This window comes from Streptomyces sp. NBC_01363, from assembly GCF_026340595.1.
Lineage (GTDB): Bacteria > Actinomycetota > Actinomycetes > Streptomycetales > Streptomycetaceae > Streptomyces.
The window spans coordinates 144842-171570 of sequence record NZ_JAPEPF010000003.1 but is presented as its reverse complement, the minus strand read 5'-3'; the positions used below and the strand labels follow the sequence as shown (position 1 = coordinate 171570).

27 protein-coding genes and 5 pseudogenes are annotated in these 26729 nt (G+C 67.4%); 12 read left to right on the top strand and 20 right to left on the bottom strand.

Annotation, left to right across the window (positions count from 1 at the left end; genetic code table 11):
* Nucleotides 1-309: 309 nt before the first annotated feature.
* The 4 genes from OG611_RS40495 to OG611_RS40480 form a co-directional block, all read right to left on the bottom strand.
* Nucleotides 310-651 carry a MazG nucleotide pyrophosphohydrolase domain-containing protein gene (locus OG611_RS40495; protein ID WP_266425292.1) on the bottom strand — a complete coding sequence of 114 codons (342 nt, stop codon included), beginning with the start codon at nucleotides 649-651 and terminating at the stop codon, nucleotides 310-312.
* A gap of 51 nt (nucleotides 652-702) precedes the next feature.
* The gene (locus OG611_RS40490; RefSeq protein WP_266425294.1) at nucleotides 703-1035 is read right to left on the bottom strand and encodes a DUF6233 domain-containing protein; all 333 of its coding nucleotides are present in this window, start codon (nucleotides 1033-1035) and stop codon (nucleotides 703-705) included.
* 2 nt (nucleotides 1036-1037) lie between these two features.
* Nucleotides 1038-1268 (bottom strand): hypothetical protein, encoded by a 231-nt coding sequence (locus OG611_RS40485; RefSeq protein ID WP_266425297.1) that lies wholly within the window; start codon nucleotides 1266-1268, stop codon nucleotides 1038-1040.
* Between the two features lie 184 nt (nucleotides 1269-1452).
* Nucleotides 1453-2214: a DUF4232 domain-containing protein gene (locus OG611_RS40480; RefSeq protein ID WP_266425300.1), complete on the bottom strand. Its 762-nt coding sequence runs from the start codon at nucleotides 2212-2214 to the stop codon at nucleotides 1453-1455.
* Nucleotides 2215-2440: 226 nt separating this feature from the next.
* Here OG611_RS40480 and OG611_RS40475 point away from each other — a divergent pair, with 226 nt between their 5' ends.
* Nucleotides 2441-2713 (top strand): DUF6225 family protein, encoded by a 273-nt coding sequence (locus tag OG611_RS40475; RefSeq protein ID WP_266425032.1) that lies wholly within the window; start codon nucleotides 2441-2443, stop codon nucleotides 2711-2713.
* A 185-nt stretch (nucleotides 2714-2898) separates the two neighbouring features.
* On the opposite strand, the gene OG611_RS40470 is transcribed toward OG611_RS40475, so the two are convergent.
* On the bottom strand, nucleotides 2899-3243 hold the full coding sequence (locus OG611_RS40470; protein WP_266425303.1) for a hypothetical protein: 345 nt from the start codon (nucleotides 3241-3243) through the stop codon (nucleotides 2899-2901).
* A 128-nt stretch (nucleotides 3244-3371) separates the two neighbouring features.
* Here OG611_RS40470 and OG611_RS40465 point away from each other — a divergent pair.
* Nucleotides 3372-4106: pseudogene (locus OG611_RS40465) on the top strand (helix-turn-helix domain-containing protein); the annotation flags it as partial.
* Between the two features lie 23 nt (nucleotides 4107-4129).
* Here the strand turns inward: OG611_RS40465 and OG611_RS40460 are convergent.
* A complete protein-coding gene (locus OG611_RS40460) occupies nucleotides 4130-5845 on the bottom strand; it encodes an IS1182 family transposase (protein WP_266425309.1) in 1716 nt (571 codons plus the stop codon).
* Between the two features lie 115 nt (nucleotides 5846-5960).
* Here OG611_RS40460 and OG611_RS40455 point away from each other — a divergent pair.
* A pseudogene (locus tag OG611_RS40455) lies at nucleotides 5961-6344 on the top strand (transposase); the annotation flags it as partial.
* Between the two features lie 7 nt (nucleotides 6345-6351).
* On the opposite strand, the gene OG611_RS40450 reads toward OG611_RS40455, so the two are convergent.
* The gene (locus OG611_RS40450; protein WP_266426284.1) at nucleotides 6352-7329 is read right to left on the bottom strand and encodes a DUF6083 domain-containing protein; all 978 of its coding nucleotides are present in this window, start codon (nucleotides 7327-7329) and stop codon (nucleotides 6352-6354) included.
* A gap of 1496 nt (nucleotides 7330-8825) precedes the next feature.
* Entirely contained in the window at nucleotides 8826-9458 is a 633-nt protein-coding gene (locus tag OG611_RS40445) for a DUF2461 family protein (RefSeq protein WP_266425313.1), read from the bottom strand.
* Nucleotides 9459-9813: 355 nt separating this feature from the next.
* Between OG611_RS40445 and OG611_RS40440 the strand changes: the two genes are divergently transcribed.
* On the top strand, nucleotides 9814-10824 hold the full coding sequence (locus OG611_RS40440; protein WP_266425316.1) for an RNA-binding protein: 1011 nt from the start codon (nucleotides 9814-9816) through the stop codon (nucleotides 10822-10824).
* Nucleotides 10825-11030: 206 nt separating this feature from the next.
* Complete coding sequence (locus OG611_RS40435; protein WP_266425319.1) at nucleotides 11031-11330, top strand: hypothetical protein; 300 nt, start codon at nucleotides 11031-11033, stop codon at nucleotides 11328-11330.
* A gap of 252 nt (nucleotides 11331-11582) precedes the next feature.
* Here OG611_RS40435 and OG611_RS40430 read toward each other — a convergent pair whose 3' ends face one another.
* Entirely contained in the window at nucleotides 11583-12521 is a 939-nt protein-coding gene (locus OG611_RS40430) for a zinc-binding dehydrogenase (RefSeq protein WP_266425322.1), read from the bottom strand.
* An 82-nt stretch (nucleotides 12522-12603) separates the two neighbouring features.
* On the opposite strand from OG611_RS40430, the gene OG611_RS40425 reads away from it, so the two are divergent.
* A complete protein-coding gene (locus tag OG611_RS40425) occupies nucleotides 12604-13077 on the top strand; it encodes a MarR family winged helix-turn-helix transcriptional regulator (protein WP_266425325.1) in 474 nt (157 codons plus the stop codon).
* A gap of 102 nt (nucleotides 13078-13179) precedes the next feature.
* On the opposite strand, the gene OG611_RS40420 is transcribed toward OG611_RS40425, so the two are convergent.
* The 3 genes from OG611_RS40420 to OG611_RS40410 form a co-directional block, all read right to left on the bottom strand.
* Nucleotides 13180-13377, bottom strand: coding sequence for a LysR family transcriptional regulator (locus tag OG611_RS40420; protein WP_266426287.1), 198 nt, complete (start codon nucleotides 13375-13377; stop codon nucleotides 13180-13182).
* Nucleotides 13314-13709: a hypothetical protein gene (locus tag OG611_RS40415; RefSeq protein ID WP_266425328.1), complete on the bottom strand. Its 396-nt coding sequence runs from the start codon at nucleotides 13707-13709 to the stop codon at nucleotides 13314-13316. Before OG611_RS40415 ends, OG611_RS40420 begins: the two co-directional genes overlap by 64 nt.
* Before the next feature lie 132 nt (nucleotides 13710-13841).
* Nucleotides 13842-14690, bottom strand: a complete 849-nt coding sequence (locus tag OG611_RS40410; RefSeq protein WP_266425104.1) for an IS5 family transposase — start codon at nucleotides 14688-14690, stop codon at nucleotides 13842-13844.
* A gap of 142 nt (nucleotides 14691-14832) precedes the next feature.
* Between OG611_RS40410 and OG611_RS40405 the strand changes: the two genes are divergently transcribed.
* The 3 genes and pseudogenes from OG611_RS40405 to OG611_RS40395 all read left to right on the top strand — a co-directional run.
* The gene (locus OG611_RS40405; protein ID WP_266425331.1) at nucleotides 14833-15216 is read left to right on the top strand and encodes a hypothetical protein; all 384 of its coding nucleotides are present in this window, start codon (nucleotides 14833-14835) and stop codon (nucleotides 15214-15216) included.
* A gap of 20 nt (nucleotides 15217-15236) precedes the next feature.
* The gene (locus tag OG611_RS40400) at nucleotides 15237-16241 is read left to right on the top strand and encodes an IS3 family transposase (RefSeq protein ID WP_266425334.1); all 1005 of its coding nucleotides are present in this window, start codon (nucleotides 15237-15239) and stop codon (nucleotides 16239-16241) included.
* 36 nt (nucleotides 16242-16277) lie between these two features.
* Nucleotides 16278-16496 (top strand): annotated as a pseudogene (locus OG611_RS40395) (IS6 family transposase); the annotation flags it as partial.
* A 149-nt stretch (nucleotides 16497-16645) separates the two neighbouring features.
* On the opposite strand, the gene OG611_RS40390 reads toward OG611_RS40395, so the two are convergent.
* The 4 genes from OG611_RS40390 to OG611_RS40375 all read right to left on the bottom strand — a co-directional run bounded on the left by OG611_RS40390 (nucleotide 16646) and on the right by OG611_RS40375 (nucleotide 19868).
* Nucleotides 16646-17161 carry a DUF2231 domain-containing protein gene (locus OG611_RS40390; protein ID WP_266425337.1) on the bottom strand — a complete coding sequence of 172 codons (516 nt, stop codon included), beginning with the start codon at nucleotides 17159-17161 and terminating at the stop codon, nucleotides 16646-16648.
* A gap of 136 nt (nucleotides 17162-17297) precedes the next feature.
* Nucleotides 17298-18065, bottom strand: coding sequence for an FAD:protein FMN transferase (locus OG611_RS40385; RefSeq protein WP_266425340.1), 768 nt, complete (start codon nucleotides 18063-18065; stop codon nucleotides 17298-17300).
* Complete coding sequence (locus OG611_RS40380; protein ID WP_266425342.1) at nucleotides 18058-18492, bottom strand: FMN-binding protein; 435 nt, start codon at nucleotides 18490-18492, stop codon at nucleotides 18058-18060. Before OG611_RS40380 ends, OG611_RS40385 begins: the two co-directional genes overlap by 8 nt.
* 11 nt (nucleotides 18493-18503) lie before the next feature.
* Nucleotides 18504-19868, bottom strand: coding sequence for a ferredoxin reductase family protein (locus OG611_RS40375; RefSeq protein ID WP_266425345.1), 1365 nt, complete (start codon nucleotides 19866-19868; stop codon nucleotides 18504-18506).
* Nucleotides 19869-20041: 173 nt separating this feature from the next.
* Here OG611_RS40375 and OG611_RS40370 point away from each other — a divergent pair, with 173 nt between their 5' ends.
* Both OG611_RS40370 and OG611_RS40365 read left to right on the top strand, forming a co-directional pair.
* The gene (locus OG611_RS40370) at nucleotides 20042-20776 is read left to right on the top strand and encodes a response regulator transcription factor (RefSeq protein WP_323180246.1); all 735 of its coding nucleotides are present in this window, start codon (nucleotides 20042-20044) and stop codon (nucleotides 20774-20776) included.
* The gene (locus tag OG611_RS40365) at nucleotides 20773-22197 is read left to right on the top strand and encodes a HAMP domain-containing sensor histidine kinase (protein WP_266425347.1); all 1425 of its coding nucleotides are present in this window, start codon (nucleotides 20773-20775) and stop codon (nucleotides 22195-22197) included. The genes OG611_RS40370 and OG611_RS40365 overlap by 4 nt, the downstream gene beginning before the upstream one ends.
* A gap of 92 nt (nucleotides 22198-22289) precedes the next feature.
* Here the strand turns inward: OG611_RS40365 and OG611_RS40360 are convergent.
* Nucleotides 22290-22720: pseudogene (locus OG611_RS40360) on the bottom strand (transposase); the annotation flags it as partial.
* 118 nt (nucleotides 22721-22838) lie between these two features.
* Nucleotides 22839-23741: a transposase gene (locus OG611_RS40355; protein ID WP_266425350.1), complete on the bottom strand. Its 903-nt coding sequence runs from the start codon at nucleotides 23739-23741 to the stop codon at nucleotides 22839-22841.
* 210 nt (nucleotides 23742-23951) lie between these two features.
* Here OG611_RS40355 and OG611_RS40350 point away from each other — a divergent pair, with 210 nt between their 5' ends.
* A complete protein-coding gene (locus OG611_RS40350; protein ID WP_189282079.1) occupies nucleotides 23952-24494 on the top strand; it encodes a DinB family protein in 543 nt (180 codons plus the stop codon).
* Between the two features lie 84 nt (nucleotides 24495-24578).
* Here OG611_RS40350 and OG611_RS40345 read toward each other — a convergent pair.
* Nucleotides 24579-25055: pseudogene (locus OG611_RS40345) on the bottom strand (ISAzo13 family transposase); the annotation flags it as partial.
* A gap of 127 nt (nucleotides 25056-25182) precedes the next feature.
* Nucleotides 25183-26613, bottom strand: coding sequence for a group II intron reverse transcriptase/maturase (ltrA, locus tag OG611_RS40340; RefSeq protein WP_266425354.1), 1431 nt, complete (start codon nucleotides 26611-26613; stop codon nucleotides 25183-25185).
* Nucleotides 26614-26729: the final 116 nt, after the last annotated feature.

Sequence of the window (26729 nt, the reverse complement as noted above, 5' to 3'; positions counted from 1 at the left end):
AACAGCTGCACGTGACCCCGCAGAAATGCGTCACCACTCTGGCAACGGTCAGTCTTCCGATGCCGGTCGGAAGTGTGCTGGGAGATGCCGCGATGCCACTCGGATGAGACAACTTCAAGTGTCTGGAGAACCGTCCAGCTTCGGCTCGTACCACCAGCCCGGCCCCTGGGGCAGGACCGGGACGGCCTGGGCCAGTGCCACCTTGGTCGGGAACTCCACGGAACCGATCCTGCGAGCCCGGCGCCCGAGAAGCGCGTCGGGCGGTCCGTACGGCCTACGCCTGCTTGTGACCGAAGTAGGTCCTCGCACTCACGATGGTTCCTCATCACCGGCGAGCCGAATGTTGATCGCGGTCTCAAGCTCAGTCATCGTGCGGCGAAAGGCGGTCTCCAGATCGACGTCAAAGCGGCGAGCCAGAATGAGCACCGACCACAGACAGTCCGCGAGCTCATGCTCCAGCGCCACTCGCCCGCCCGGCATGTCCCGAGCTCCCTCTTCGGCCATGACCAGCTTGGCCAGGTCACCGACATCGCCCACGAAGCCGAGCATGAACTCTTCCCGTGTCCAGACCCGGCCCCGTTCACGCCGGTTCAGCCGGTCGTACAGATCATGTACTCGCATCGCCTGCTGCTGCAGCGCGTCAAGGCTCATCCGCGCCTCCCGCCGGTCCACGTCGGACCCACATGCTCTCAAGCCGGGCGTTCAGCCACACTGCTCCAGCCCCGTCTCGGGCCTGCAGATCTGGCACGGCTCGATGTCCGGCTCGGCCAGCGCGATCATCGCCTCCTCTCGGTCGAGGAATCCACCCTCGACCGGATACAGCGCACAGTCCCCGCGGTGCACCAGAGCCACCGACGACGACCGCTGCGGCTGGATCTTCCACCGCATCGCGGCGTGCGCCTGCTCCCAACGCCGCCGCTCCTGCTGCTCCGCGATCTCCAGTTCCCGGATCCGGCCCCGGACCTGACGCAGCTGCCACTCCAGCCAGTCGGCCAGGGCTTGGTTCTTGTCCAGGTCGGATATGCCGCCGGACACGGCTACGCCTCGGCCGGCTCGTGTGCGTGCTTGAGCGCCATACGTGCCGCAACACGGTCGCCGGCTTCGACGGAATCCCAGAAGGGATGTGTGGACACAGCGATGCTGAGCTCCCGGAGCCGGGCGCGGAAGCGGGTGACTTCCGCGGCCTGGTCCTCGGTGTACCCCGGGCTGTCCGGCTTCGCGGAGATGTAGTTGCTGTGGAGCTGCTTGTCGCTCTCCCAGCCGGGCATCGGCTCAGCCCGACCACGGCAGGGTCTTGGCGTACTCCTCGGACGCGGCACGGGTCTCGTCGAGGGCGGCCTGGGCGTCGAGGAGGTCCTGCGGGAAGGGGAAGGATTTCGGCACGCCGCAAGGGTGCGTCTGTTCGAATTTCGGATGCGAGTGGCGCGCCGAAACCCTACAAAACGGGCACGATCAGGTCTGGAGCGAGCCACCCTCGCCCCAGACCCGCACCCCGTCGCGCGGGTCACATCTCCTCCGGGCGCAGGTCGCGAACCCACCGCCTACTTGGTCGTGTGTGGGGTAGACCTGAACGTCGGTGTAGGCGCCCTTGATGTCCCCCGCGCCCGCGGGCCACTTCAGGTTCACGGTGTGGGTCTCGTTCGGGGGCGTCACCAGGATGTTGGTCGGGGACGCGAGGCTGTCGCCGGTGTTGTCGATGTCGTAGGCGAGGTCGAAGACAGCGGCGTCACCGGGCTTCAGGGTGGTGATACGCGGCTGGGCGTGGCCGCGCTCGATGGGGTTCGAGGTGTTGTCGGCGTCCTTGATGTCGACGCCGGCGAAGCCCGTCGCCGAGCAGGTGGTCGAACCCCGGTTGATCATGGTGATGTCGATCCTGCCGGAGTCCTCGTCGGGCGCGGCGTCCATGGCGTCGATGGCCAGGTCCTGCGTCTTGCAGAACGTGACCTTGCCGCCGGTCTTCATCGTGCCGTTCGCGGCTGCCTTCGCCTCGGTGTCCTCACCGGAGCCCGACTTCGCGTTGCCGGCCTCCGAGCCGCCGGAGCCCGGGCCGCCCTGCAACTTCGAGCCACCGTCCGAAGACGAAGAAGACGAGGACGAGGACGAGGAGCCCTTGGAGGACGAGTCCTTCCCGGAGCCGTCGCTGCCACAGGCGGTGAGCGAGAGGGCGGCGGCGACGCCGACGGCGGCAAGAGCAGTGACGCGGGTGTACTTCACGGTGTTCCCCCAGGAATAACGCGGTGCATGCGGTCGGAAATATTTGTATCCCGCACCGAGTCACAGGCGGCCCTCCACGACGTCTTCGTTCCGTCACAGGCGTATCGACCTCACGGTCCGCCAAGGCGTCACCGTACGGTCACCCGCCTGGCCCGAGTTCGACCTCTGGCCCCGGTCGTAGCCGTGTCTCCACCGGCAACGCGGTCCGGTCCGGCACTCTGTGCCCATGACCGACGTCTTCGAGCACACCCCGCAGGTCTGGAATGCCTCGCAGCTTCGCGACGCACTCAAGGACCTGCCCGATGACGCGCCCGTCCACATCGGCGTGGCAGACGACCCCGGCGACTTCGACGGATACCGGGACTTCGTCCTCGTGGACGCTCATCAGGTGGAGAACTGGTGGCCGCCCACCTCCACAGCGCCGGAACGTACCGAGACAGCACAGGAACTGACGCTGTTCGCCGACTGGGAACCGGGCGCATACGACCGTCTGGACTGAACCGGGACCTACCGCGGCGCCTCGCCCCGGGTAGGGGGTCAGGTGGGGTTCAGCGGAGTATTGCCGGGTACCCGCGTACAGCTCAGGTTCCAGCGACAGGACCGTGAACGGCTCCCCCGCCTTCACCGCGTGAAGCGCGCGACTGTTGTCACCGTGGCCTCGATCGTCTCTGGCTCAAGCCGTGATCAGCCAGCCTCCAGGGCATCGGCCCGCCTTTTTAGGTTTGCCGCGATGCCGTCCCAGTCCGGTCCGTGAAGCCACAGGTTCTCGGCAGCCTCGCGCATCAGCACCGGCTCGTCCGGCCGTTGCAACAACACCAGCCGAAAGGCCAGATTCCGGACCCAGACCGGCAACTGGCCGTCGACCACGTGCGGACTGAGCTCACGCAGCATCGCGAGGATCGCATTCGCGTCCGCGAAGGTCAGCTCCTCAACGAAGTAGTGCTCCCGGTGTTCCTGGTCGCACTCCGGCGTGGGCCCGTACTCGTCTCCGTAGAGACACCACGCGTGCTCCGTCAGGGTGCTGTGCATGTCCTGGAGCCTACGACGCCATGATCCGTCGACGGCCTAGTGCCGGATCAGGCAACGTTTGCCCTGTTGTGATGTGACGCGCCGTCCGGGTGCTGTGGTGGACGGCGCGTGGCCGTCATTCTGTCCGGGTGGCAGAACGAGTGCGTGTCCGAGAGATCGATGACGATGAGGGGCGGCGGCTGCTGCGGATTATCCGCAGAGGCACCGGGTCTGTGGTGACCTGGCGGCGGGCCCAGATGGTGCTGCTATCCGCGCAGGGCATGCCGGTGGCGAAGATCGCCGAGGTGTCGTTCACCAGCGACGACCGGGTCCGGGACGTGATCCACAACTTCAACGCCGACGGCTTCGACTCTCTGTATCCGAAGTACTCCGGTGGCCGGCCCAAGACGTTCACGCTGCCGGAGCGCCGTGAGATCAAGAAGATCGCGAAGTCCAAGCCGGCCGAGCACGACCTGCCGTTCTCGACCTGGAGCCTGTCCAAGCTGGCGGACTTCCTGGTCGCCGAGGGGGTGGTCGACGACATCAGCCACGAGGGTCTGCGCATCCTGCTCCGCGAGGAAGGCGTCTCCTTTCAACGCCTGAAGACCTGGAAGACCTCCCGTGATCCGGACTACGCGGCCAAGAAAGCGCGGGTTGAGCACCTGTACGCGATCGCCGACGGCGAGGTCATACCCGAGAACGGCGAGCCCGAAGTCATCTTCTGTATGGATGAGTTCGGGCCGCTCAACCTGATGCCCCACCCGGGCCGGCAGTGGGCCGAGCGCGGCGGCAGGCACAAGGACCCAGATCGCGAACCGCGCCGACGGCGGCGAGCGACCTGCAACCGTTACGGCGGGGTGCGACACCTGTTCGCCGCTCTGGATGACTCTGCTGCGCAATTCCTGGGTCAGGCTGTGAGTCGGTAGGCGAGGCGTTCGAGCCGGCTGCTGCGGGTGTGATGCTGGTCGTGTCCGGTCCAGTGGGCGTCGAGTCTGATCACGTTGAGTGCGGTGGCGGAGAAGGCGTGTTGGAGGCGGACTTTCGGTAGCCCGCGGTAGCGGGCCCGGCGTATGCCGGTGATGTCGAGGGCTTGATTGATAGTGCCTTCCACACCCGCTCGCAGGGCGTACTTGGCCTTCCACGTCTCGGTCTTCTGCTCGGCGCGGGCCTGGGTGAGGGCTTCTTCTGGCTCTCTGGGGCGCAGGGTGAGCATGCGGCGGCCTTTCGCGGAGCTGGTGCATTGGTCGCGGAAGGGGCAGGGGCGGCAGGTGCGGACGCCGAAGGTGATGACGATCGCGTCCGTTCCGTGCTGTTTCACGGGGTTCCAGTGCGCGCTGGTCTTGCCGGCGGGGCAGCGGACCTGGCGGGCCCTCCAGTCGATGATGAAGGCGCTCTTGTCGAAGCCGGCGTGGGCCTTGGCCTGGGCGGAATGATCCAGCAGAACCGGGGTGACCATACGGGTGCCCTGTTTCAGCGCGGCGGCGATGAGGTCGGCGGATGGATAGCCGGAGTCGAGGTAGTGCTCGGCGGGCCTGATGCCGTGCTCGGCCAGGCGCTGTTGGACCGGGGCGGTCGCTTTCACATCGGGCACGGTGGCATCGGTGGTGCACACGTCCGTGATCAGATTCGGTGCCGCCCGGACACCGGCTTCGGCTTCGGCTTCGGCTTCGGTGGGAGTGTCGCAGGTCTCGGTGAGATGGACCTTGTAGCCCATCCAGAACAGGCCCTCGCCCTTGGCCGCCCAGCGTGCGTCCGCGTCGTAGGGGGAGGCGAGGCGGCGATGACCGGGCGGGACACCCTCGTCGTCGGCGGCCCGCTTCTTGATCACCTCCCGTCCCCTGGTGTCGGTGCTCAGGTAGTACGTCTGGACGAGGATCTGCCGCAGGATCTGTACGGACTCGATCTCACGGATCCATGGGGGTGTGCCGGGTGACCAGGCCGCCCGGCACAACGCCAGCGCGTCCTGGCCGAAGACCTGCGCGAGCCGGTCGCGTTTCGTCTGCGAGGCGGGCATGCGCCAGCCGTCCACCCGCGGCCCGTACCGGTGAGCGAACTCGGCGACATCGACCTGCCCGGCCAGCCACGACGGCGCCGCGACAGCCAGGGCCTCCAGCGCCGCCCGCACACTCTCCCCGGCCAGCTCGAGGCGGTTCAAGTCCCGCACCGCACTGATCACATGGGTGGAATCGGTCCGCTGCCTGCCCCCGGCCGCGACCAGCCCCTCCTCCACGCAGTACTCAAGGAGACGGTCGAAGACCACCCGTTCCATGCCGTTGTCGGACAGGCGGGAACGGAACCGGCTCAGCACACTGGCATCGAAGCCGGTGTCCGTCAGCTCCGCCCCGAGCGCGTACTTCCAGTCGATCGCCCGCACCGCCATCGCCGCGGCCTGCCGATCGGTCAGATCCTCGGCGAACTGCAACACCGTGACCAGGCACAACACCCCCGGAGACAAACCCGGAGCCCCACGCACCCCGAACGCCGACGCGAACGGCTCGTCCGCGAAAACCTCCGCGAGCCGGTCTCGCACCCGTATCGCCAGGCTCCCCTGCGGGAACGCCGCCCGCGCCACCATCACGGTCTGCTCCGGGACTTCCGGCAGCCCCTCCGGCCGCATCGACATCCACACCACCCCCACGGCCGCACGACAGGACAACGACCGTACAGACGATCATCCCGTGCCCACCTTCACCCCCGCACGGAATTGCGCAGCAGAGTCCTGGATCTATCCAAAGACACTCTACGGCCACATCAAACCGGTCAAGCGGCGGACTCAGTTCCTGGAGTTCTGCCGCTACCTGCGCAGCCTCTACCCGGCCGACGTCAGGATCGCGATCGTGGCCGACAACTTCTCCCCGCACCTGACCACGAAAAGGTGTCAACGGGTCGGCATCTGGGCTGCCGCGAACAACGTCGAGATCGCCTACACACCGACCAACAGCTCCTGGCTCAACTGTATCGAGGCCCAGTTCACGGCCCTGCGCTACTTCACCCTGGACGGAACGGACCACGCCGACCACAAGGAACAGGGCAGCATGATCCGCCGCTACATCATCTGGCGAAACCGCCATGCCGACGACCAGCGCCTACAAGCCGTCGTCGACAGGGCAAACGTTGCCTGATGCGGCACTAGTCACGGACTCGGCTCCGGCGTTGGTGGATGCGTTGGCGGCGACGCTGAAGCTCCTCGCACTGCCAGCACAGCCACCCTTCTTGAGGGGAGAGGACTGTTGCGTTCGAGCAGGACGGGCTTGCGCATTTTGTGCGTTGCTCCGGCCCGTCGTGGATGAAGACGCGCTTCTCACCGTTGCTCTGCAGGTCGTAGCCGGTAGGCCGCTCGGTCAGTACGTGGGCGTCGTGACGCAGGGGGTGGAAGGGTACGAATTCGTTGGCGACATGATCGGGGTCGTCCGTGTTGAAGTGATCGTGGCAGCGCTGGGCCCACCAGCGGCGTACGACGTTGAAGTCGGCGAGGTGCCAGACCCAGATGTTTCCGCCGGTGAGCTCGAGAACCTGCTGCCCCAGCCTGCCGGTGGCCTGTTCCTGGTCGATGCCGGTCAGTTCCCAGCGTCCTTCACTCAGGTCGCAGATTCCGTTCTCGCAGCGCTGCTCAGTGAGGGCGTCGTGGGCGATGCACTGCAGGTCCTCGATGGCGCAGGGTCCGATCCGAAGCGAGCCGTGACAGTCGATCACGTGGCGGATGTGCTGGACCTGTTCGGGGCCGGGGCTTTCGACTTCCTCCTCTGTGACGGTCTCGACGAACGGGACGAACTCGCCGCTCTCGATGGCGGTGCGCATCCGTACCGCAAGACGGCGGACGACGTCCTGCAGGTCAGAAGGGAGATCGGGGTGGTCGGCTGCTGGGCAGACTGCGGGGTGAGGGATCCGGCAGTAACCGCTGGAGGCATCGGTGCCTGGATAGGCCACTCCGCGGTGAATGTGCCAGCGCATCTTCGCCGGAATACGGCGGGTGGGAAACTCGCAGGTCAAAGGAATTCGCAACCCGTCATGCCGTTCGAACCACTCGACAGGGGTGCCGCAGTACTTGCACAGGGATGCGGCAGCCCTCCGAAGGACTTTCGTCCGGTTGGAACGGTGTAGGTGCATCGGCATGGGGCCCATTCCCGGCTGGCCTGTTGTGCTGCGTCAGTTACAGAACGACGTTCCTCTGACGCAGGACACGGCAGGTGAGGGCCTGCCAGCGCGGCACTCGGAGGTCAGTGCCCCGGTCCCCCAGGGAGCTCGTTCCTCCCGTCGTGAGGCCGGCGGTCGAGCGTGCTCCAGGCAGGGGAGGCCGTCAGCTAGGAAGATGTCCGGCAGGCATTACGGGGCCGCCGGTCCAAGGCTGGTCAGGCGCCAGGTCCGTACAGAGGGGCTGCTGGGCGAAGGTTCCTCAACCAGCAGCAGTGGTCCGTGGGGTGTGCCTGCCCGCGCCGCGAGCCAGGTGTCCAAGTGCTCAGTGTGCGGCCTTTCCCCGAGGCGGGTCCGGGGCACGAACGGCGTCAGCGCGCTGGCCGTCAGCAGCTCTTCAGCGGAAGTCGGCTCGGTGTGAGTGAGGTTGTCCTTCCATTCCTCAAAGAAGCGGTTCCACACATGATCCGGGTTGACGTCGTGCTCTGCTTGGACGGGGCCCGGGGTGGGCGCTGCCGGATCAGGTGCCTTCGGACAGTTCAGAGAGCCTCGCGCGTCACGCCACGCCCACGTCTCGTCCGTGTTGTAGGCATCCTTTCGCTCTTCGAGGTAGACGCCGCAGTATCGGCAGGGGCGGGCACGAAGCTCGAGTGGGCTGCATCGCGGACAGTCTTTCCGGTCAATCCTGCGCCTTCCGGGGCTGTAGCACTTTCCGCACCAGTCGGCAGGCAGAGGCTGGTGATCGCCTGGATAGATCGGCGTCCCCTGCTCGGCGGCCATCCTGATGGTCACCCCTGCTCTCGCGAGGCCGGCATACGCCGAAGCCGCGGCAAATCGGCCGGCTGCGGCGTGCTGCTCGGCTAAGGCGAGATACTCCTCGGGTGTCACCTGTTGTCTCCTTGACGATGGATTGACGGGACGACCGTGTCACTGGCGGCACAGGGGTAACGACGCGGTGGCGTGGAGGTTCTCGTTCCAGGTGCAGCGACCACTCCAGCGTTCACGGACGTGTCCGGCTCCTTCTGGGGTGGGAACCACTGACAACCAACCCCGGCCGCTTGTCGGCTCGGGATCGACGGGCAGGCCAGGAGCCTGCCTGCCCGTGCCGCGGCCAGCCCCTCGGCCACCTCCGGGCCTACTCCTGGGCGCGTGTATCGACCTGGGGCGCGGTCGCAGCCAGAGGTGTCGTCCGCGAGCAGGCACGTGCTGAGCGACAGACTTCCGGGTTCCATCCCTGCTGGTCAGCGTTGGGGCTCCTTGAAAATGGCTCTGCCCGCGACTCCGTAGCCGGTCTTGCCGGGCCTTCCCCTCAGCACGGTCGGCGCCGCCATCAGCATGACGTTGCTGCAGCCGCCGACTGCCCGATGACGATCCATCGCCCTGGCGACCGTGTGGAGTTCTAGAGTGAAGGGTCCGCCAAGGGGCGCCACTCGAATGTCGTTCCTCCCGTGCCGCGCGGTGCCCTCGTGATGTCAGGCGGCGCGCTTCACGTGGCAGACCAGCCACATCAGCAGGGCATCGAGGTCGGCGGCGGCCGAGAGGATCCGGTCGACCGCCTCGGGGGTGTGCAGCCACTCCTCGCAGCCGAGCGGGCGGGCTGCGATCAGCGAACGATGGCGCAGCAGGTTCGTACGGGGGTGGTCCGTCGGATAGCCATACGGGGGGCGTTTCATCACGTCCCCGGAGATGTCGTAGCCCTTCTTCCGTACGTCCTCGAGGATGGCGGACAGTTCGCGGCCGCTCCTCTCGGAGGCCACGGCTTTGCGGAACATGTCCACCTGGCCGGGATCGGGGTACCACCAGGCGCCTTGGATCCGCAGGCCGTCCAGGGAGAACCGGAGACCGATCTCGATCTTGCGGCCGAGTCGGATCACCGCGCCCTGGTGCTGCCACCACCAGGAGTCGGTGCGGTAGTGCCAGACGGAGAAGTCCTCGTACCGGGGGTCGGTGTCCGCGACCTCGTTGAGCAGGGCGATCATCGGCTGCCGGACCAGGCGTTCGCGGTCCGCGCGGTAGCGCTCGCGGGTCGCGTGGGTCGGTTCGCCCTGGAGCTGCCACAACACGTCCATGGCCTGCTCCGGCCAGCCGGTGAACTGTCCGCGCATGCGCGCAGGATAGCTCACCCATGATCCGCGCGCGGAGAGTGAGACGGGCAGGGATGCGTAACCCCTGACAAGGTGGGAGGTGTTGCGGCGGGGCTCGCCGGCCAGTTCGATGTGCCGTGCGCGGTGGGCGACTTCGTCGAGGAACATGGCGAGTGCAGTCGGTATGAAGCGGGCGGTGAGATTGTGCAGTCGACTTGAGATCCCACAGAACCTGTAGGATCTCGCGGCTCGTGTCATAGAGCATTGCGCTGACCAGCAGGTTCCTGATCTGTCTCAGGACGTTGCCCTATGCCTCTGTCTCACCTCCCATGGCATTTCCTCGCGGGGCGACACGAGCGTGCTGGATGATGGGGCGGTGCAGCTCCCCTACGTCTACCGCGTCACCAAGTACGACCCCGCCGACCGTGACGAACACGGGTATTACACCGGCAGTCAGGACACCGTCAGCGATCACGGCGAGGTCGAGGCGTCGTATCTTCAGGCGGTCGCGGCGTTTGCTGAGGACACCGGCGTCGATCACCTGGCAGTACGTGAACCACAGATCCCGTCCATCGCGCACTTCGGCGTGGAGCCTCCGGTGGACGGCTTTGGGTTGAACGGGCTCTTCCCTGGCGGCCCTACCGGTTTTCACGACGGGGCAGAAGTACCGCTCGGAATCGGTCTGGAACTGGTGCGAGCCATGTTGCGTGATAGCGGCGCCTGGTGCCGGCTGGAGGTGGAAGGCACGTTCGCAGTCCACGTGGGATGGGACCAGTACCTCTACATCAGCAGCAGCCGGCCTTGCGAGGAAGCGTTGGCCCATACCCGGGAGCTCGGACTGTTCCCAGAACGCCTGGACGCCTCCCCGTATGCCTTCGGGGCCGAAGAGGAAGAGCAGGTCATCCAGCGGCCCGGCGATGACGACTTCTGGGCCGACCTGCATTGGGCAGTCGTCACCGGCCGTGCAGGAATCCTGGAAGAGACATATCTCGAAGGTGCCTCACGATGGCACCACCTCACCAGCGACACCATCGACCCCGTTCGCGTTGGACTGGCTCCCCGGGCCCGTCTCGCCGTCTGGCCGTCCCTGTCCACCGACATCGACGCCGTCCTGAGAGCCCTGCCCGCTGATGGCCTCGTCGAAGTCGTGTGGCAGGACGACGACGGCAACATCCGCAGCGCCATCGCAGACGAGGACGAGTTCCCCGAACTGGCCGCCCGGATATCCCGTGCCCATGCCGCCGTGCTCCTGTCTGTATACGCGGGTGAATCTGTGCCTCTGTGCACTGCTGTCATGCCCGACAACGACGGAGTCCTACGGGCTCGTTGGCGAACCGAGCCGACGCCGAGCGACCGCGACTGGGCACTTCGTCAGGCCCAAGGGTGAGCGCTTCGACCGGCTGTCCTGTCGCAGTGCACCTGACAGACGGCGAGCTGCTGACCTACCGGGTTGCCACGTCGCTTGAGAGCGATGGCCCTCGGCATTCTCAAACGACGTGGCTTTCACGGAAGTTGCGTTCGCCGTACTGCTGGAGCGTGGAACGCGGTAGGGGGTTGCTGCGTTTCAGCGGTATGAGAAGCACTGTGATTGTGGTGACAGTCGGCGTCGCCGCCGGTGTCTGCCTGATTTTGGTGGATCGCGCTTTGCTGTGGGCAGAGCACCGTGGGTGGATCTATTACCGCAAGACGAAGGGGCGTACTTCTGCGCTGGTAGAGGGGTTCTCTCCAGCCGCGCAGGCGGTGAAGCAGGCGATGGAGCAGGAGAGGTTCCGCAAGAACGTCCGGATCGGAGAGGGGACGCCACTTGGCGTTGACCTGGACGAGGGCGTCGCGCGGGTCCGTCGCTCAGAGCCCGGTCGGCAAGAATCCGCCAACCCGAATGAGATCGAGTAAGAATCGGCCAGCTTGAATGCGACAGAGTGCCACCGATGTGCCATCGGAGCTGAGATTGTGCTGCGAAATTTGAGACCCTACAACCTGTAGGATCTCGCGGCCCGGGGCACCGCTCGACGCCGTGACCTGCGGCTTCTCTGGTTGTCTCATTGCTTGGCCAATGAGTTCTGTCTCACCACCGCGTCATTTCCTCTGCGGGGATTTTCCTGGCCGCAGCGGCCACGCGTTTCCCGACGCGGGTCAGCTTCACCGTCAGGGCAGCAGGACGACCTTGCCGAGGTTGGCACGGGCTTCGATGATCTCGTGCGCTCGTGCCGCATCAGCCAGCGGAATTTGGGCGTGAACGGCCGGCTGCAACTGCCCGGACAGGGTCAGCTTCCACAGCTCCTCACCATGCTGGTCATAGAGCTCGCGCTGAGTGTCGACAAACCTCGCCATGGTGAGCCCGGTGATGGTTTTCGATCCTGCCAGGAGGTCGAAGGCCGGAACGGTGCCGCCGCCCGAGTTGAAGAAGACGAGTCGCCCGCCGGGTGCAAGGGCGGAGACGGCGCGTGAGAGTAGATCTCCACCGACTCCATCCAGGACGACATCGACTGGCTCCCCCCAGTGCTCGCTGTCGTAGGTCACGATCTCGTCAGCGCCCAGACCGCGGAGGAATTCCGCCTTGGTGTGCGAGCTCACGGCCGCGACGACCCGTCCGATGCCCTGAAGCTTGGCCAGTTGGACCGCGAGATGCCCCACTCCGCTCGCGGCACCCGTGATCAGGACCGACTCGCTCACGAGAGGGCGGGCCGCGGCGAGGGCGGCGAGGGCGACGTGTCCGCTGCGCACCAGCGCGACGGCTTGGATGGCGCTCGCTCCGTCCGGTATGCGGCTCGCCATGAAGCCGGGGGCGATTGCCTGTTCGGAATACGAGCCGCCGCTGAAAGTGAGCGACGTGATGCGGTCGCCGACCTCGAAATCCGTCACGTCCGGGCCGAGTGCGATCACCGTTCCGGCGACCTCGCCTCCAAGGACTCCCGGTAGCGGCGTCCTGCCGCCTTCGCCGCGAACCTTGCGCACGGAGGGAAGAGTCACACCGATGGCTTCCGTGCGGACCAACAGTTCCCCCGGGCCGGGCTTAGGGGCCTCCGCATCTTCGACGCGGAGCACTTCCGGACCGCCGTACTCATAAAAACGAACCCGCCGCATGCACACCTCCAGGTCATTGGGAGACCCAACGATACCGAAGGATCATAGGGAACCCCAATGATTTTCTGGTTAGTCTGGCCCCATGTCCGACACCACCCGCGCTCCCGCCCGTATCCGCTCCCTCCCCAGCTGGCTCCTGGGTCGCGCCGCAGCTCGGGGACACCGGCTCGTCGCCGAAGCCCTCGCTCAGGTGGGCATGCGGATGATGCACCATGCCGTCCTATCGGCAGTCGCCGAACTGGGACCCGTATCGCAGGCCGAGCTGGGCCGCAGCCTGAGCATCGATCCCAAGGACATGGTCGCGATCCTCAACGACCTCCAGAACGATGGCCTCGTGACCCGAGCGCCGGACGCCAAGGACCGTCGCAAGAACGCCATCACCCTCTCGCCGAGCGGGAAACGTCGCCTGCTTCAGACGGAGAAACTGGGCCGTGAGGCGAACGATGAGCTGACCGCTGTCTTGACGCCTGCCGAGCGGACCCAGCTCATGGGTCTCCTCGCGCGCATAGTCCAGCAGGAAGAGCCCTGCGCTGAAACCGGCCCAGGTGGCGAATAGCAGCTCGTCACGCATGCCGGGAAGACAGCGAGGCAGCCGTCCCACCCTCAGGTCAGGAAGCCTCAGCATCGTGTCCAAATCCTCGGCCGACGCCTTCCATGGTCACGTTCCGGAGCCGGACTTTCGCACCGCTGCGGCAACGCTCCTGCCGAACCGGGTAGGTCTCATCCTGCGGCCGCGTTCGGCGCGCTCGATCAGGGGCCGGCCCAGGTCTCTCTCCAGGCGGTTGATCTGGGTCACCAGCGTCGACTGGTGAATGCCAAGGGCTCGGGCGGCTTCAGTGACGGTGGGGTAGGGCAGGGCGGCGACGAAGCGTTCGAGTCGCTGTCGGCCGGATGGGCTCGTGAGAGCGTCACGTAGGACGGCAGGGATGCCGGTGGCTTGCTCGCCGGCGCGGAGGGCGGCGTCGTGGCTTGCTCCTCCGCGGGGCGGAGAGGGATCTTGTGGGTGTGTGCCCAGCGGGCCATGTTCGCGGGGCTCATTCCCTTCTCCTGGGCGAGGTCGGGCAGGGTCCGGCGGTGAACGGCGTACTGCTCGATGAGCCAGTCGCGGTCGATGGCGCCGCGGCGCTTGTAGTCCTGTGGACCCTCGCGGAGCGGGATGCCGTACTCCTTGGCGAGGTCAGTCAGCACTCTGCGGGAGAAGCCTGTGAGGTGGCGATCTGCTGGAGGGACTGGTGTTCGTCGAGGTAGAGCCCTCTCTGTCAGCCTTGGGTGAGACATCCCGTTCTGCGGGGTTAGCCTGAGAGGGTGTTCGGTACCTTTTCAGGCTGCCGCGGGCGGTTTCGGGCGGAGGTATTGCCCGATTTGGCTCGGGCTCGCGGTCAACCTGCTGGCCATGGAATTGACCATGGCCCAGTGGATCATCGACCGGGACCGCTCCGGCAGCGCCTCGTAGTCACGGTGCAGACGCCGGTAGCGGCTCATGATCCCGAAAGTCTGCTCTACACGCCAGCGGACCTTCTGGACCACAAAGCCTTTCTGTTCCGCATCACGCGCCACGACTTCCACCTCGATGCCCAGGGCGGCCGCGTGCGTGATCATCTTGGACTTGTACCCAGCGTCCACCCACGCCTTCGTCACCGTGGGCAACTTCGCGGCCAGGGCGTCGGCAACGAGTTTGCCGCCGTTGGTGTCCTGCACGCCGGCGGCCGTGACGATGAGAACCAGCAGCAACCCGAGTGTGTCGGTGGCGATATGCCGCTTGCGGCCCTTGATCCGTTTGCCACCGTCGTACCCTTGCGTGCTCTCCGGCGCATTCGGTGACGCCTTCACCGTCTGGGCATCGATCACCGCGGCGGTCGGCAGTATCCGGCGCCCCTTCTTCCTGCGTAACTGGTCACGCAGGGTGTCGTGGACCTCCTCGGCGGTGCCGTCCGCTTCCCACGCCCTGAAGTAGCCGTAGACCGTGGTGTGCGGCGGGAAGTCATGGGGCAGGTAGCGCCAGGCCACCCCCGTCCGGGCAACGTAGAGGATCGCGTTGACCACCTCGCGCAGATCGGTGGTGGGCTCCCGCCCTTCGGCCCGCGCGGCCCGCCACTCCAGCAAAAGGGGCTCGATCAACTCCCACTGATCATCCTTGAGATCCGAGGGGTAGGCACGTCGCTCAGTCACAAGATGATCAAAACCGATGACCCCGACGTCGCGCTACGAGATCATGGAAACAAGTCCATCTCGCCACACCGCGGACCGGACAGATAGGGGGATCCCCCTACCGAACACCCTCTGAGAGGGCACGACAGGGGAACCGTCCCTTATGCCCAGCACAGAGCCCGTCGGGTCCGACCCGGCGCCGAGGCCGAAGCGCCGCACTTTCACCTCGGAGTACAAGCTGCGGATCGTCGCCGAGTACGACGCCGCGCCCAGGAACGAGAAGGGTGCGGTCCTGCGCCGGGAACGGCTCTACCACTCGCATGTCAAGGAGTGGCGGGCCGCCCGGGACGCCGGGGCCCTGGAAAACCTGGTTGACCGCCGGACCAGCCCGGCCCGGGCGAAGAAGTCCGCCGCGGAGGTGGAGAACGAAAAGCTGCGGCAGCAGGTGGAGCGCTTGCAGAAGGACCTGGCACGGAACAAGGCCGCACTCGAGGTGATGGGAAAAGCCTCCGCGCTCTTGGAAATGATCTCCGAGAGCGCGGACTGAAGCCTGCCGCCGACCCTGTCGTGGACGAGGCGTTCACCGGCGTCGAGGTTCAGCTGGGCATCACGGCCGCCTGTCGGCTGACCGGCCGCTCCCGCGCCACGCACTACCGCCGGCTCCGGCCCCCGCCACCACGCAGAACACGTGCCCCACAGGTGCAGCCGTCGGCCCTGACGGCCGAAGAGCGGGCTGCGGTACTCGAGTTGATGAACGGCGACGAGTACGCCGAGCTGGCGCCCGCGCAGATCTGGGCCCGCGAGCTGGATGCCGGGCGCTATCACTGCTCCGTCTCGACGATGTACCGGATCCTGCGCGAGCAGGATCAGTCCGGTGAGCGCCGACGGCAGGCCACCCATCCCGCCAAGGCGGTGCCCGAGCTGGTCGCCACCGGGCCCTCACAGGTGTTCACCTGGGACATCACCAAGGCGGCCGGACCGGCCAAGAGCGTCTGGTATCACGCCTACGTGATCATCGACATCTTCAGCCGGTACATCGTCGGCCACACCGTCGAGCGAGCCGAATCAGCTGTGCGGGCCGAGGAGCTGATCCGCGAGACCATCGCCCGCAACGGCATCGTGCCCCAGACCGTGCACGCGGACCGCGGCACCTCGATGACGTCGAAGAAGGTGTCCCAACTACTGATCGATCTGGGCGTGACGCGGTCGCACTCGAGGCCGAAGGTCTCCAACGACAACCCTTACAGCGAGGCTCAGTTCAAGACCACGAAGTACATGTCGGACTATCCCGAACGGTTCGATTCGCTGGCCCACGCCCGCGAGTGGTTCGACGCGTTCATCGCGTATTACAACCATGAGCACCGGCACTCGGGTATCGGCTGGCACACACCCGCCTCCGTCCACTTCGGGACTGCCGAGGAGGTCCGCGACCAGCGCGCGGTCACCCTCGCCGAGGCATACGCCCGTCACCCCGAACGCTTCGGCCGCCGCCCCAGACCACCCGAGATACCCCAGACAGCCTGGATCAACGACCCGGCCAAACGCAGGGAACCCACACCACAAACTTCATAGCGTCACGACCGTCTCACTGGACTTGAAATCTTCCGCGAGAACAGTCATCAGCCGACGAGGCAGCGCGAACGCGCGATGAAGGGCTTCCGCAGTACCGGCGGGGCCCAGCGGTTCCTGTCCGCGTTCAGCGGCATCTCACCGCACTTGCGACCACGCCGCCACCTGATGGCCACCGAATACCGCACCGAGATGACCACCCGCTTCGCCATCTGGGACGAGATCACCGGCGCCACCGACCAGCCCATCGCAGCGTAAGCCAGGCCCCCACCCGACCCCTACACACCCTTAATCGATCAACGCACCAATGTGACAACGTCCTCGATGCGTAGCGAGCAGAAGGGCCGGATACCGTGCGGTGTCACCGAGCGCAGCCCCTGGGCTGGGTGTGTCACGGCGCGTGTCGGTCAGTCGCGATTGGGGTGCGCGGTGGCGGAGTAGGCGTCGTGCCAAGCGGCTTTAGCGCCTGAGTCGCCGATTCGGTAGACCTGTACGTCGGCACCCACGCCGATGATGAGGGACAGCACCGCGGCGGTGATACGGAGCGGCGTGCCCACCGTGCTGGTGGATCCCTCCGCCTCGGGGGTGCGGTGGGCGGCGCGGCGGTAGAGCCACCACACCGCTGCGGACACCAGGAAGAGCCCGATGGCCCAGGGGAGCAGTTCGTCGCCGAGTTCGGTGTGCTTACGGACCAGGGGATCGCGGTCCACGTGCCGTTCCAGCCACTCGCCGGCGTTGGTCGTCAGCGGCACGCTGATCAGGGACACCAGGGCAAGGGCTGGCAGGGCGAGGCCGAACCTGCGCATGACGGAGGGGATGGCGGCGCACAGGATCAGGGCGAGCGCGGTGAGGGGTACCAGGACCACGACGACGTGCACGAACAGGACGTGTGCGGGGATGCCGTTGATCAGGTCGAGTCCCACAAGGGGCTCCTTCGGAGGGTGGTGTTCAATGCTGGACAGGGACGAGTCGGGCTCCTGCGGCGACATAGGTGGTAAGCCGCGGCCGCGACCGGGAGGCGCCCGTTCCCTGCGCGCGGGAATGACGCTGTGTCGCACCTCATGACCCATAGCGGCTGAATCCTGGAGTTCGCCATTCCTGGCCGTCGGGCAGAACCGCGAGTGCTTCGTAGCCGTCCAGTGTTTCCACCCAGCCCTGTGCCCCGTTGCCTCGGGCGAACGCGGCGGTGGCGTAGGTGTCGGTCAGCGTCAGGCGGGGCCCGACGAGTGTGAGGGAGGCGAACGTGTCGGCAGGTCTACCGGTGTGCGGGTCGACGATGTGATGGCCGCGTTCGGCGGTGCCGGAGGTGGCGACGGCCAGGTCGTGGCTGGCGGTGATGACGGTGGCCAGTTCACCGGGGCGTAGCGGGTGGGCGATGCCGATGCGCCACGCAGTGCCCGGGCCCGCCTGTCCGCGGAGCTGCAGGTCACCTCCGCCGTTGATGCACGTGTGGTGCGCGCCCGCGTCGTAAAGGAGCTGGGATGCGGTCTCGGTGGCCCAGCCTTTGACGAGCCCCGAGGGGTCGAGGGTTCTCGCGGGGATGATGCTGAACCAGCCATCGCTGGCATGGGCGGCCTGTGCGCACAGGGACAGGACTTCGTGGACTTCGGGCGGGCAGTGCTCCAGTCGGATCTCGCCGCGGTCGAGGCGGCTGATGTGGCTGTCGGGCCGGTAGGTGGAGAACACGGCATCGACCTGGTGGAGGTGGTGCACAGCCTCGACGAGGGCGCGGCGGATGGCGGGGGTCGGCTGGTCGCGGATGTCGAAGGAGAAGACGGTGCCCATGACGTGCTCGACGTGGCGCAGACCCTGTGTGGTGTCAGGCATGGGCCTGGTCCAGGGCGCTCTGGAGGGACTGGATGTAGCCCTGGCTGGTGTAGCTGGCGCCGGAGACGGCGTCGATGTGCGCGCTCTGGGCTCCGATGGCCTCCTGGGTGAGGCGGGGCAGGGCGTAGGCTGCGATCTCCTGGTCACGGCCTCTGTGGTCGGGGGCCTGGAGGACCTTGATCGAGGTGATCTTGCCCTGGTTGAGGGTGGCGGCGACCTGCACGGTTCCGTACTGGGTGTCGATGGGATCTCCGGTGAACGTGCCCGTCCCAGTGGATGTGCCCGGCGAGGCGTCTGCGGGAGTGTGCGAGGCCGTCGGGGAACGGGGAGCCGCCCCGGCCAGGGCGGGGAGCTGGTGGGGTTTGAGGGCGAGCAGGGCGACGATCAGGGCGCTGATCCCGGTGGTGGTGAGGACGGCTCGGCGCATGGCGGTTCTCCTCAGAACGCGAAGGACTCGTGGTGGATGCGCCGGGCCGGGACACCGGCTTCGCGCAGGGCTCTGATCGCGGCCTCGGTCATGCCGGGCGGGCCGCAGAGGTAGACGTCGTGCGCGGCCAGATCGGGGACCAGGGTGCTCAAGACCCGGGCGGTGAGGGGGGAGGCGTGTCCGGCCGGTTCGTCGACGATGTAGTGCACGGTGGCCCGTCGGCGGGAGGCTATCGCGTCGAGTTCACCGCGCAGGGCGAGGTCGACGGCGCGGCGGGCCCGGTAGACGAGGGTCACCTGGCCCGGGAGCGTCTCGAACAGCGCACGCAGGGGGGTGATGCCGACCCCGCCGGCCAGGAGCAGGACCCTGGGGGTGGTCCGGCGGTTCGCGGTGAAGGCGCCGTAGGGTCCCTCGGCCCACACCCGGGTGCCGGGCCTCAAGCGGGCGAGGGCGGCGCTGTGCCCGCCGGCGGTCTTGACCGTGATCCGCAGGTGGCCGGGGTGGGCGGGGGCCGAGAGGGAGTAGGGGTTCGCGGTCCACCACAGTCCGCGGGTCAGGAAACGCCAGCGCAGGAATTGCCCCGGCTCGCCCCCGAGGTCGTCGAGGTGCTGGCCGGTGAGGTGGACGGAGACCACGCCCGGTGCTTCGGGGTGGACCGCGGCCACGCGCAGGCGGTGGCGCAGCCCTCGCCGGACTGGGACGGCGAAGCGGTACCAGGCGACCAGGGCCGCGACCCCGAGGAACAGCGTGTACCAGGCGGCCTGCGCGAGGCGGTTGCCGACGAAGTCGGCTCCGTTGGAGAGCTGGTGTCCGAAGGTGAGGAAGACTGCCAGGTAGGTCGCGAAGTGCAGGTAGTGCCACGTCTCGTAACTCATCCTGCGGCGGGCAGCGCGGGCGGACATAATCCCTGTGGCCACGAGCAGCAGGAAGCCGGCCGTGCCCTTGAGCAGGTCGGGGTAGTGAAGGACGAGTGTGGAGGTCTGGCTGACCACGTTCGTGTGGGAGGCCAGCGAGTAGCCCCAGATGATCAGCAGGGTGTGGGCAAGGGCGAGGGACACGGTGCAGCGGCCTCCCCAGGCGTGCCAGCGGGCGAGCCGGTCGGTGCCGATGGTGTGGTCCAGGAGCGGCATCCGGGCCATGAGCGCCAGCAGGACCGCGCAGGCGTATCCGGCCAGGAGACCGGTGATACGTCCCGCGCCGGTGAGCCAGCCCGCCGAGCCGACCACCGAGTTCGTGTCGCTCCACCACAGGCCCAGCACTCCGGCGGCGCCGGCCCAGATCACCAGCGGCACCAGGAACGGGACGAGGCTGCGGCGCGGGCGCCGGTGGCGCATCCCGCGGCTCGCATACGTCGTGGTGGTGAACGTGGTGGTCATGGGGCTCCTCCGGATATGGCGCACGCTCCGGCGATGGGTGGCCAGCCTCACAGCCCAACCTCTGTGTACCTTCTGAAACAGCGTGGTCGACCGCTCTCAGCTCCGATTCAGAGGAAACTCAGAGACACGCCTCACCCCTGCCGTGGCCTGCGCCGGGGGATGCTGAAGGAACCATGGACGAGCCGCGTACGACATCGCTTCTGCACCGCCCCGACGGAGATCCCGTACGGATTCTCGTCGTCGACGACGAACCCGACGTCACCGATGTCCTGGCCGGAGTCGTGACCGGCGAGGGCTGGCAGGTCCGCACCGCCGCCGACGGCACAACCGCACTCGAGACGGCCCGTGATTTCCGGCCTGACGCGGTGGTTCTGGACTGGATGCTGCCCGACCTGGACGGCCTCCAGGTCCTGCGGGCCCTCAGACGTGAGATGCCCAAGGTGTGTGTCCTGTTCCTGACCGCCCGCGACGCAGTCGAGGACCGCATCGCCGGGATCACGGCGGGCGGCGACGACTACGTCACCAAGCCCTACAGCCTGGAGGAAGTCCTAGCCCGGCTGCGCGGGCTGCTGCGACGGGCCGGAATGACCGCCGGGCCGGGCGTGAACCTGCTCACCCTTGGGGACCTCAGCATGGACGAGGAAGCCCGGGAGGTCCGGCGCGGCGGTGTCACCGTCGAGCTGTCCCGCACCGAGTTCGAACTCCTTCGCTTCCTCATGCGCAACCCGCGCCGGGTTCTGTCCAAGGCCCAGATCCTGGACCGGGTCTGGGCCTACGATTTCGGCGGACGCGCCCACGTCGTCGAGCTTTACATCAGCTACCTGCGCAAGAAGATCGACGCCGGACGGGCTCCGATGATCCACACGGTGCGCGGGGTCGGCTATGTGCTCAAGCCGGACTCGCCGTGAGGCGCCCGGTGCCCCGCACCCTGCGCAGCCAGCTCACCGCCGGACTCGTCACCCTGCTCGCCCTCGCGTGCCTCGCCGTCGGGATCACGACCGCCCTCGCCCTGCGCGGTTTCCTGATGGGCCGTCTGGACGAGCAGCTCGCCGCCTCGGGCGGCCGGTTCGCCGCCAGCCTGGAACACGAGGCCACGCCTGACGCCGACAACCGCCCCGACACCCGGGGTCAGGCCGAATCGACGTTCGGCGCCCGGCTCCTGGACGGCACCACCACCCAGGCCGCCGTGGTCCACGACGCCACCGACCGCACGGTCCGGCTCACCCCCGAGGACCGCCGCGCCCTGGCGGGGGTGCCCGTGGACGGAAACGGGCACAGCATCCGCCTCTCCACTCTGGGCAAATACCGGGTCACGGCCGTCGACGGCGACGATCAGGACGTCATGATCACCGGTCTGCCCCTGCACCCGGTGGAAGAGACCGTTCACCGCCTCGAAGCGGTCGAAGCCGTGCTGTTCTGCGTGGCGCTCCTGGCCACCGGCATCGCGGGGGCCCTGTGGGTGCGGATCTCCCTGCGCCCGCTCCAGAGGGTCACCGCCCGGGCGGCGGAGGTCGCCGGGCTGCCGCTGGCCAGTGGCGAGGTCGCCATGCCCGGACCGCTCCCCGACACCGACCCCCGCACCGAGGTCGGCCAGGTCGGCGCTGCCCTCAACCACATGCTCGGCCACGTCGAAGACGCCCTCACCCGCCGCCACGCGAGCGAGGAACGGCTCCGTCACTTCGCCGCCGACGCCAGCCACGAACTGCGCACCCCCGTCGCCAACATCCGCGGCCACGCCGAACTCGCCCTGCGCCACCGTGGCCCCGTCCCCGCCGAAGTCCGCCACGCCCTGGAACGCATCGGCGGCGAGTCACAGCGCATGACCCGCCTCGTCGACGACCTGCTCCTCCTTGCCCGCCTGGACGCCGGACGCCCCCTGGAACACGAGCCGGTCGACCTGACCCTGCTAATCCTGAACGCGACGGACGACGCCCGCGCCGCCGGCCCCGGCCACCACTGGCTCCTCGACCTCCCCGAAGAACCGGTCACCGTCACCGGCGACGCCCACCGCCTCCAGCAGGCCATCGGCAACCTCCTCGCCAACGCCCGCACCCACACCCCGCCCGGCACCGACGTGACGATCTCCCTCACGACGGAACAGGCCACCGTCTGCGTGGACGTGAGTGACAACGGTCCCGGCATCCCCGACGAACTCCAGCCCGAAGTCTTCGGCCGCTTCGTCCGCGCCGACCACGCCCGCTCCCGCAGCACCGGAAGCACGGGGCTGGGCCTCGCCATCGTCCACGCCGTCACCACCGCCCACGGCGGAACCGCCACCGTCACCAGCAGACCCGGACACACCACCTTCCGCATCACCCTCCCGGGCTGAACCCGGCGCCCTGCCAGCACACCCCGGCGGCCCGCAGAGAGACGATCACCCCGGAGCCTGTCGCAGTGGGCGTCGAACAGCGTGTTCGCACGGTATGCCTCGGTGATCTCGGCCTCGGTCACCGGCCGACGAATCCACCGGTAGTAGTGCTGGCGGGCAAGCCCCAGGACCCGGCACGCAACCGCGACAGGGATCTTGTCGGCGGCGAGCTCTCTCACGAGCGGGTAGAGCCTTTTCCCGGCAGGTTCGCCTGCGACAGGTAGGCCGCCGCGCGGCGCAGGACCTCGTTCTCCTGCTCCAGCAGCCGGATCCGCTTCTTCAGCTCCCGGTTCTCCGCCGACTCGGACCTGGCGACGGCGGGCTTCTCGCCGTCGTCCACAGCGGCCTGGCGCAGCCACTTCGACAGCGTCATCTCATGGACGCCGAAATCCTTCGCGATCTGCGCAAGGGTGACGCCCTTCTCGCGGTTGCGCGCCACGCGCACGACATCGTCACGGAACTCTTCGGGATAGGGAACAGGCACAGCAACATCCTTCCAGGCCGCCCTACGGGCAAGCCAGGCTAGGTGTCACCTCAACGTGCAGCAGACCCAACTGTTCCTAAGCCTCGATCCGCCGACGTGGGGTTTGGCTGTCGGGTGATCAGCAGGTCGTCGTGCGGACGGGCACCAGCTCGGTACTCGTCCTGCGGCGGGTTGCCCTGCGGGCGGAGCGGTCGGAGACCAGACCGGCGATGGCGCGGTGGGTCTCGTCGTAGTCCTCACGCCGTCCGGTGTAGCGCTGGAGCGGGCGCCACTGCTTGTACTCGGCATTGGTGTGCTCCACACAGATCCGAGCCGAGGACTGCCGGCGTCGCTGTTCGCGCCAGGCCCGCCTCTCGCCGTCACACACATCGTCCTTCGGCTTCCTCGGCGGAGCACTGACCTGGTGTGGGAATTCGTTGGCCAAGCCGCGGTAGCCCTCGTCCACCTCGACTTTCACATTTGGGCGGAGGCGGAATTGCTCGGCGATGCCCTCGGTGCGCACGGCGGTCTGGTCGTGCACGCGGCCGGGCCGCGTCACGCCGGAGAACAGGGTACGGCCTTGGTGATCGCTGAACGTAGTCGTCTTGATGGTGTTCTGCTTCTTCTTGCCGGAGACGAACGCCTTACGTCCGGCGCGCCCGGCCTTGGGACGTCTGACCTGGACTTCCGTGCCATCGATGCGGAGGTCGACGCCTTCGGCTTCGGCGTAGGCGAAGACATCCTCCAAGGTCCGCAGGCGCAGGCCGGGCCGGTCGGGGACGGCGAAGCCACGGGCCGCGAGCAGCGGCCGGACCTCGCGGATCGCAGTGGAGATGGTGGAGCGATCGACATCGAACAGCTCGGCCAGGGCGGCATGCGGAAGCCCGAGCCGCAGGTGGACGAGGGTGGCCAGCAGCCGGTCGGGGAAGACCAGCTTCTGCTTACGGCCCGCCCCAGCCGCCCGGCTCCGGGCACCCCCGCGCCGCTCGTGCAACGCGGACTCGCGGACCGTCGTCCACCTGGGCGCGAGGTCTTGGAGCAAATCGCCGAAATGTGCGCGGGAGACCCCGGACAGGGCAGGATGGGAGCAGGCTGTACGGGCCCAGGTCAGCTTCACAACTCACCTAACCCGTACGGCCCTTCCTCTGTCACGGCCTGATCTGACCCGCTCGCATTCGCCCGCGACGCTCGCGCGGATTCACACCGGGCGACGTGACGGCTGCCCTCCAGGGCACCATGCGAGGATCGAACGATGAGGAATCCCCGCCGTGAGTTGCTGCGCTGGCAGTTCGACATGACCTGGTCACTGTTCGAGTACCACCTGGAGCGGCTCGCACCCGAGGCCTTTCTGTGGGAGCCCACTGACCTGACCTGGACAGTGCGCCCGGACGCCGCCGGGAACTGGTTGCCGGACTGGGCCAACACCGAGCCCGACCCCGTTCCTGTTCCCACCATCGGCTGGGTGAGCTGGCACATCGGCTGGTGGTGGAGCACTGCCATCGATCACGCGCAGGGACGTACGCCCCGGGAGCGTACCGACATCACCTGGCCCGGCAACGGACCGGCGACCGTCGCCTGGCTACAGGATCTGCGTACCCAGTGGCTAGCGGTCCTCGACAAGCTCACCGACGCCGATCTGGACGCCGCCTCCACGCTGCCGTGGCAGACTCCTCCGGACAACACCATCGGACACATGATCGCCTGGCTGAACGCCGAGCTGATGAAGAACGTCGCTGAGATCGGGCAGCTGCAGCTGATCTGGGCGGCCTCGAAGTCGCGACCCAAGAAGCAATAGGGCTCAGCAGAAGGAACGTCGTCCAGCACGGCAGCCGCGACGTCGAGCCCTATTGCTCCCCAGGTCGTTAGGGCCCGTAAAGAATCAAGGTGTGGGTTTTGCCTGTGGTGTGAGGGTGGCGCCGTGTGCGGTGGCGTAGACGAGGAGGCCGGTGAGGGTGCTCAGGTGTGCCGCTGCGGTGCCGGGGGTGTGCCCGTACTGGTCCATCAGCTGTCTGATCTCGCCGGTGGCATCGCGGATGGTGTCCTTGCTGACGGTGAACAGGCGGGCGAGCACGGCGGGCGGCAGGGCGAGGTGCTGGTGCAGCGCGGTGGCCAGGACGCGGTCGGCCAGGTCGAGTTTGGCTTTGCGGCCGCCGCCCGGGGCCCGGCGCCGGGTGCCGCCGTCGCGTCGGGTGGTGCGGTCCTGTGCATGCAGTGTCTGCCAGGGAGTGGTGAGGGCCGCGGTCAGTTCGGCCAGTTCAGTGCTGGTCATGCCGGTCAGGGCGGGGTGCTCCAGGGTCTGACGGTCGATGCCGACGGCCGGTGCACCGGGGTTCGCCGGCTCGGTGGGCTGGGGGTGGTGAAGTCGGCCCGAAGCGCGGTCTCGTCTTTCGATCGAGCCGTTTCTTCGGGCCGCTTCCCGCACCCGGCGTGCCACTCTCATGGCACCGGGCGCTCCACAAGTCCCGCCTTGCTGTCGATGATCCTCATGCCGTGGTCGGCCAGGGGGAAGGGATGGTCGCGCCCCGGTAGCGGTAGCGCGTGGTGCGCACCTTTCCGGGATCGAACAGCGTCCGTTCCTCCCCGACCGGCCACCAACCACCCCCGCAGTAGCGGCGGCGGAGGTCCTTCCAGGTGATCCGGCGGTGTTTGCGGCGCAGCCATTTCATGACCTGGCTCCATGTGTACGAGCTCAGGTATTGGAATGTCGCGCTGGACACGCCGGGTTGGAAGTAGGCGCACCAGCCCGGCAGCATCCGGTTGAGATGGATGAGCAGGGTGTCAAGTGGCTGGTTCGTGGCCATCCTCCGGCACGCCGTCTTGACCTTGGCCATCACAGCCGCGAGGGCTTTGCGTGCGGGGTAGGTGTAGACGTAGTACCGGCTGGTTCCTCGTTTGCGGTGGCGCTGGATGTGCCACCCGAGGAAGTCCAGTCCCTCATCGATGCGGGTGATCAGGGTCTTCTCCGGGGACAGGCGCAGGCCCATCGTGGACAAGACCCCAGCGATCTCATCGCGCAGGGCTTCGGCGTCGCCTTCGGTGCCGTGGACCATCAGACACCAGTCGTCCGCGTACCGCGACAAACGGTAGTTGGGAAGACCTTGACGGCGACGCTGTTCCCGCCCGAGCTTGCTGCTTCCGGGTCCTCCCGGACCCTGGGCGACGTACTCGTCCAGGACGGAGAGGGCCACGTTGCTGAGCAACGGCGACAAGATCGAACCCTGTGGGGTTCCGGCGCTGGTTTCCCGCAGCACGCGATCCTCACCGAGGATGCCCGCCTTGAGGAACGCCTTCACCAGGTCAAGAACGCGTTTGTCCCCGATCCGAAGCCGCACCCGGTCCAGCAGGGCCGGATGCGAAATCTCGTCGAAGCAGGCTTTGATGTCACCCTCCACGATCCACTCATACCCGTGGGACGTGAAGTGGCGGACCTCGGCCACCGCGTCGTGAGCCCGGCGGTTCGGACGGAACCCGTAGGAGCACGGGAGGAATTCCGCCTCGAAAATCGGCTCCAGCACCAGCTTCAAGGACGCCTGCACCACCCGGTCGGTGATCGTCGCGATCCCCAGGCGACGCAACTTGCCGCCCGTCTTGGGGATCATCCGCTCCCGCACCGGCAGCGGACGGAAACTACGGTCCTTGATCGAGCCTCGTAGTGCGTCGAGGAACTCCTCAACGCCCGTCCTCGCCGCGATGGACGCCGCCGTGCGGCCGTCCACCCCGGCGGTCTTGGCACCCTTGTTACCCCGCACCCGATCCCACGCGACAAGCAAGAACGCGGGATCGGCACAGAGGTTGAAGAGGTCATCGAACCTGCGATGAGGATCATCACGGGCCCAACGGTGCAGCTTGGCCTGGATCTCCAGTACCCGGCGCTCCGCCTCATACGTGGCGTGCTCCAGTTCGTCGGTATTCACCGATGACCTCCCGGTATTCCAGTTCCTCGACTGCTGATTTGCTGGCCCCCTTCGCCATGTGCGCGCCATTAACGCGCTCGGACTACTACGGGGCCTCCGCCACGTTCTGACGTCGT

What these genes read in the sequence shown, in the direction of transcription:
- OG611_RS40495 (WP_266425292.1), bottom strand. Translation starts at nt 651, where the DNA reads ATGAGCCTTGACGCGCTGCAGCAGCAGGCGATGCGAGTACATGATCTG.
- OG611_RS40380 (WP_266425342.1), bottom strand. Translation starts at nt 18,492, where the DNA reads ATGCGCCGAGCCGTCCTCACCACCACCGGGATCAGCGCCCTGATCGTC.
- OG611_RS40475 (WP_266425032.1), top strand. Translation starts at nt 2,441, where the DNA reads ATGACCGACGTCTTCGAGCACACCCCGCAGGTCTGGAATGCCTCGCAG.
- OG611_RS40425 (WP_266425325.1), top strand. Translation starts at nt 12,604, where the DNA reads ATGTCCGACACCACCCGCGCTCCCGCCCGTATCCGCTCCCTCCCCAGC.
- OG611_RS40450 (WP_266426284.1), bottom strand. Translation starts at nt 7,329, where the DNA reads ATGCACCTACACCGTTCCAACCGGACGAAAGTCCTTCGGAGGGCTGCC.
- OG611_RS40430 (WP_266425322.1), bottom strand. Translation starts at nt 12,521, where the DNA reads ATGCGGCGGGTTCGTTTTTATGAGTACGGCGGTCCGGAAGTGCTCCGC.
- OG611_RS40370 (WP_323180246.1), top strand. Translation starts at nt 20,042, where the DNA reads ATGGACGAGCCGCGTACGACATCGCTTCTGCACCGCCCCGACGGAGAT.
- OG611_RS40460 (WP_266425309.1), bottom strand. Translation starts at nt 5,845, where the DNA reads ATGTCGATGCGGCCGGAGGGGCTGCCGGAAGTCCCGGAGCAGACCGTG.
- OG611_RS40405 (WP_266425331.1), top strand. Translation starts at nt 14,833, where the DNA reads ATGCCCAGCACAGAGCCCGTCGGGTCCGACCCGGCGCCGAGGCCGAAG.
- OG611_RS40485 (WP_266425297.1), bottom strand. Translation starts at nt 1,268, where the DNA reads ATGCCCGGCTGGGAGAGCGACAAGCAGCTCCACAGCAACTACATCTCC.
- OG611_RS40350 (WP_189282079.1), top strand. Translation starts at nt 23,952, where the DNA reads ATGAGGAATCCCCGCCGTGAGTTGCTGCGCTGGCAGTTCGACATGACC.
- OG611_RS40375 (WP_266425345.1), bottom strand. Translation starts at nt 19,868, where the DNA reads ATGACCACCACGTTCACCACCACGACGTATGCGAGCCGCGGGATGCGC.
- OG611_RS40445 (WP_266425313.1), bottom strand. Translation starts at nt 9,458, where the DNA reads ATGCGCGGACAGTTCACCGGCTGGCCGGAGCAGGCCATGGACGTGTTG.
- OG611_RS40470 (WP_266425303.1), bottom strand. Translation starts at nt 3,243, where the DNA reads ATGCACAGCACCCTGACGGAGCACGCGTGGTGTCTCTACGGAGACGAG.
- OG611_RS40385 (WP_266425340.1), bottom strand. Translation starts at nt 18,065, where the DNA reads ATGCCTGACACCACACAGGGTCTGCGCCACGTCGAGCACGTCATGGGC.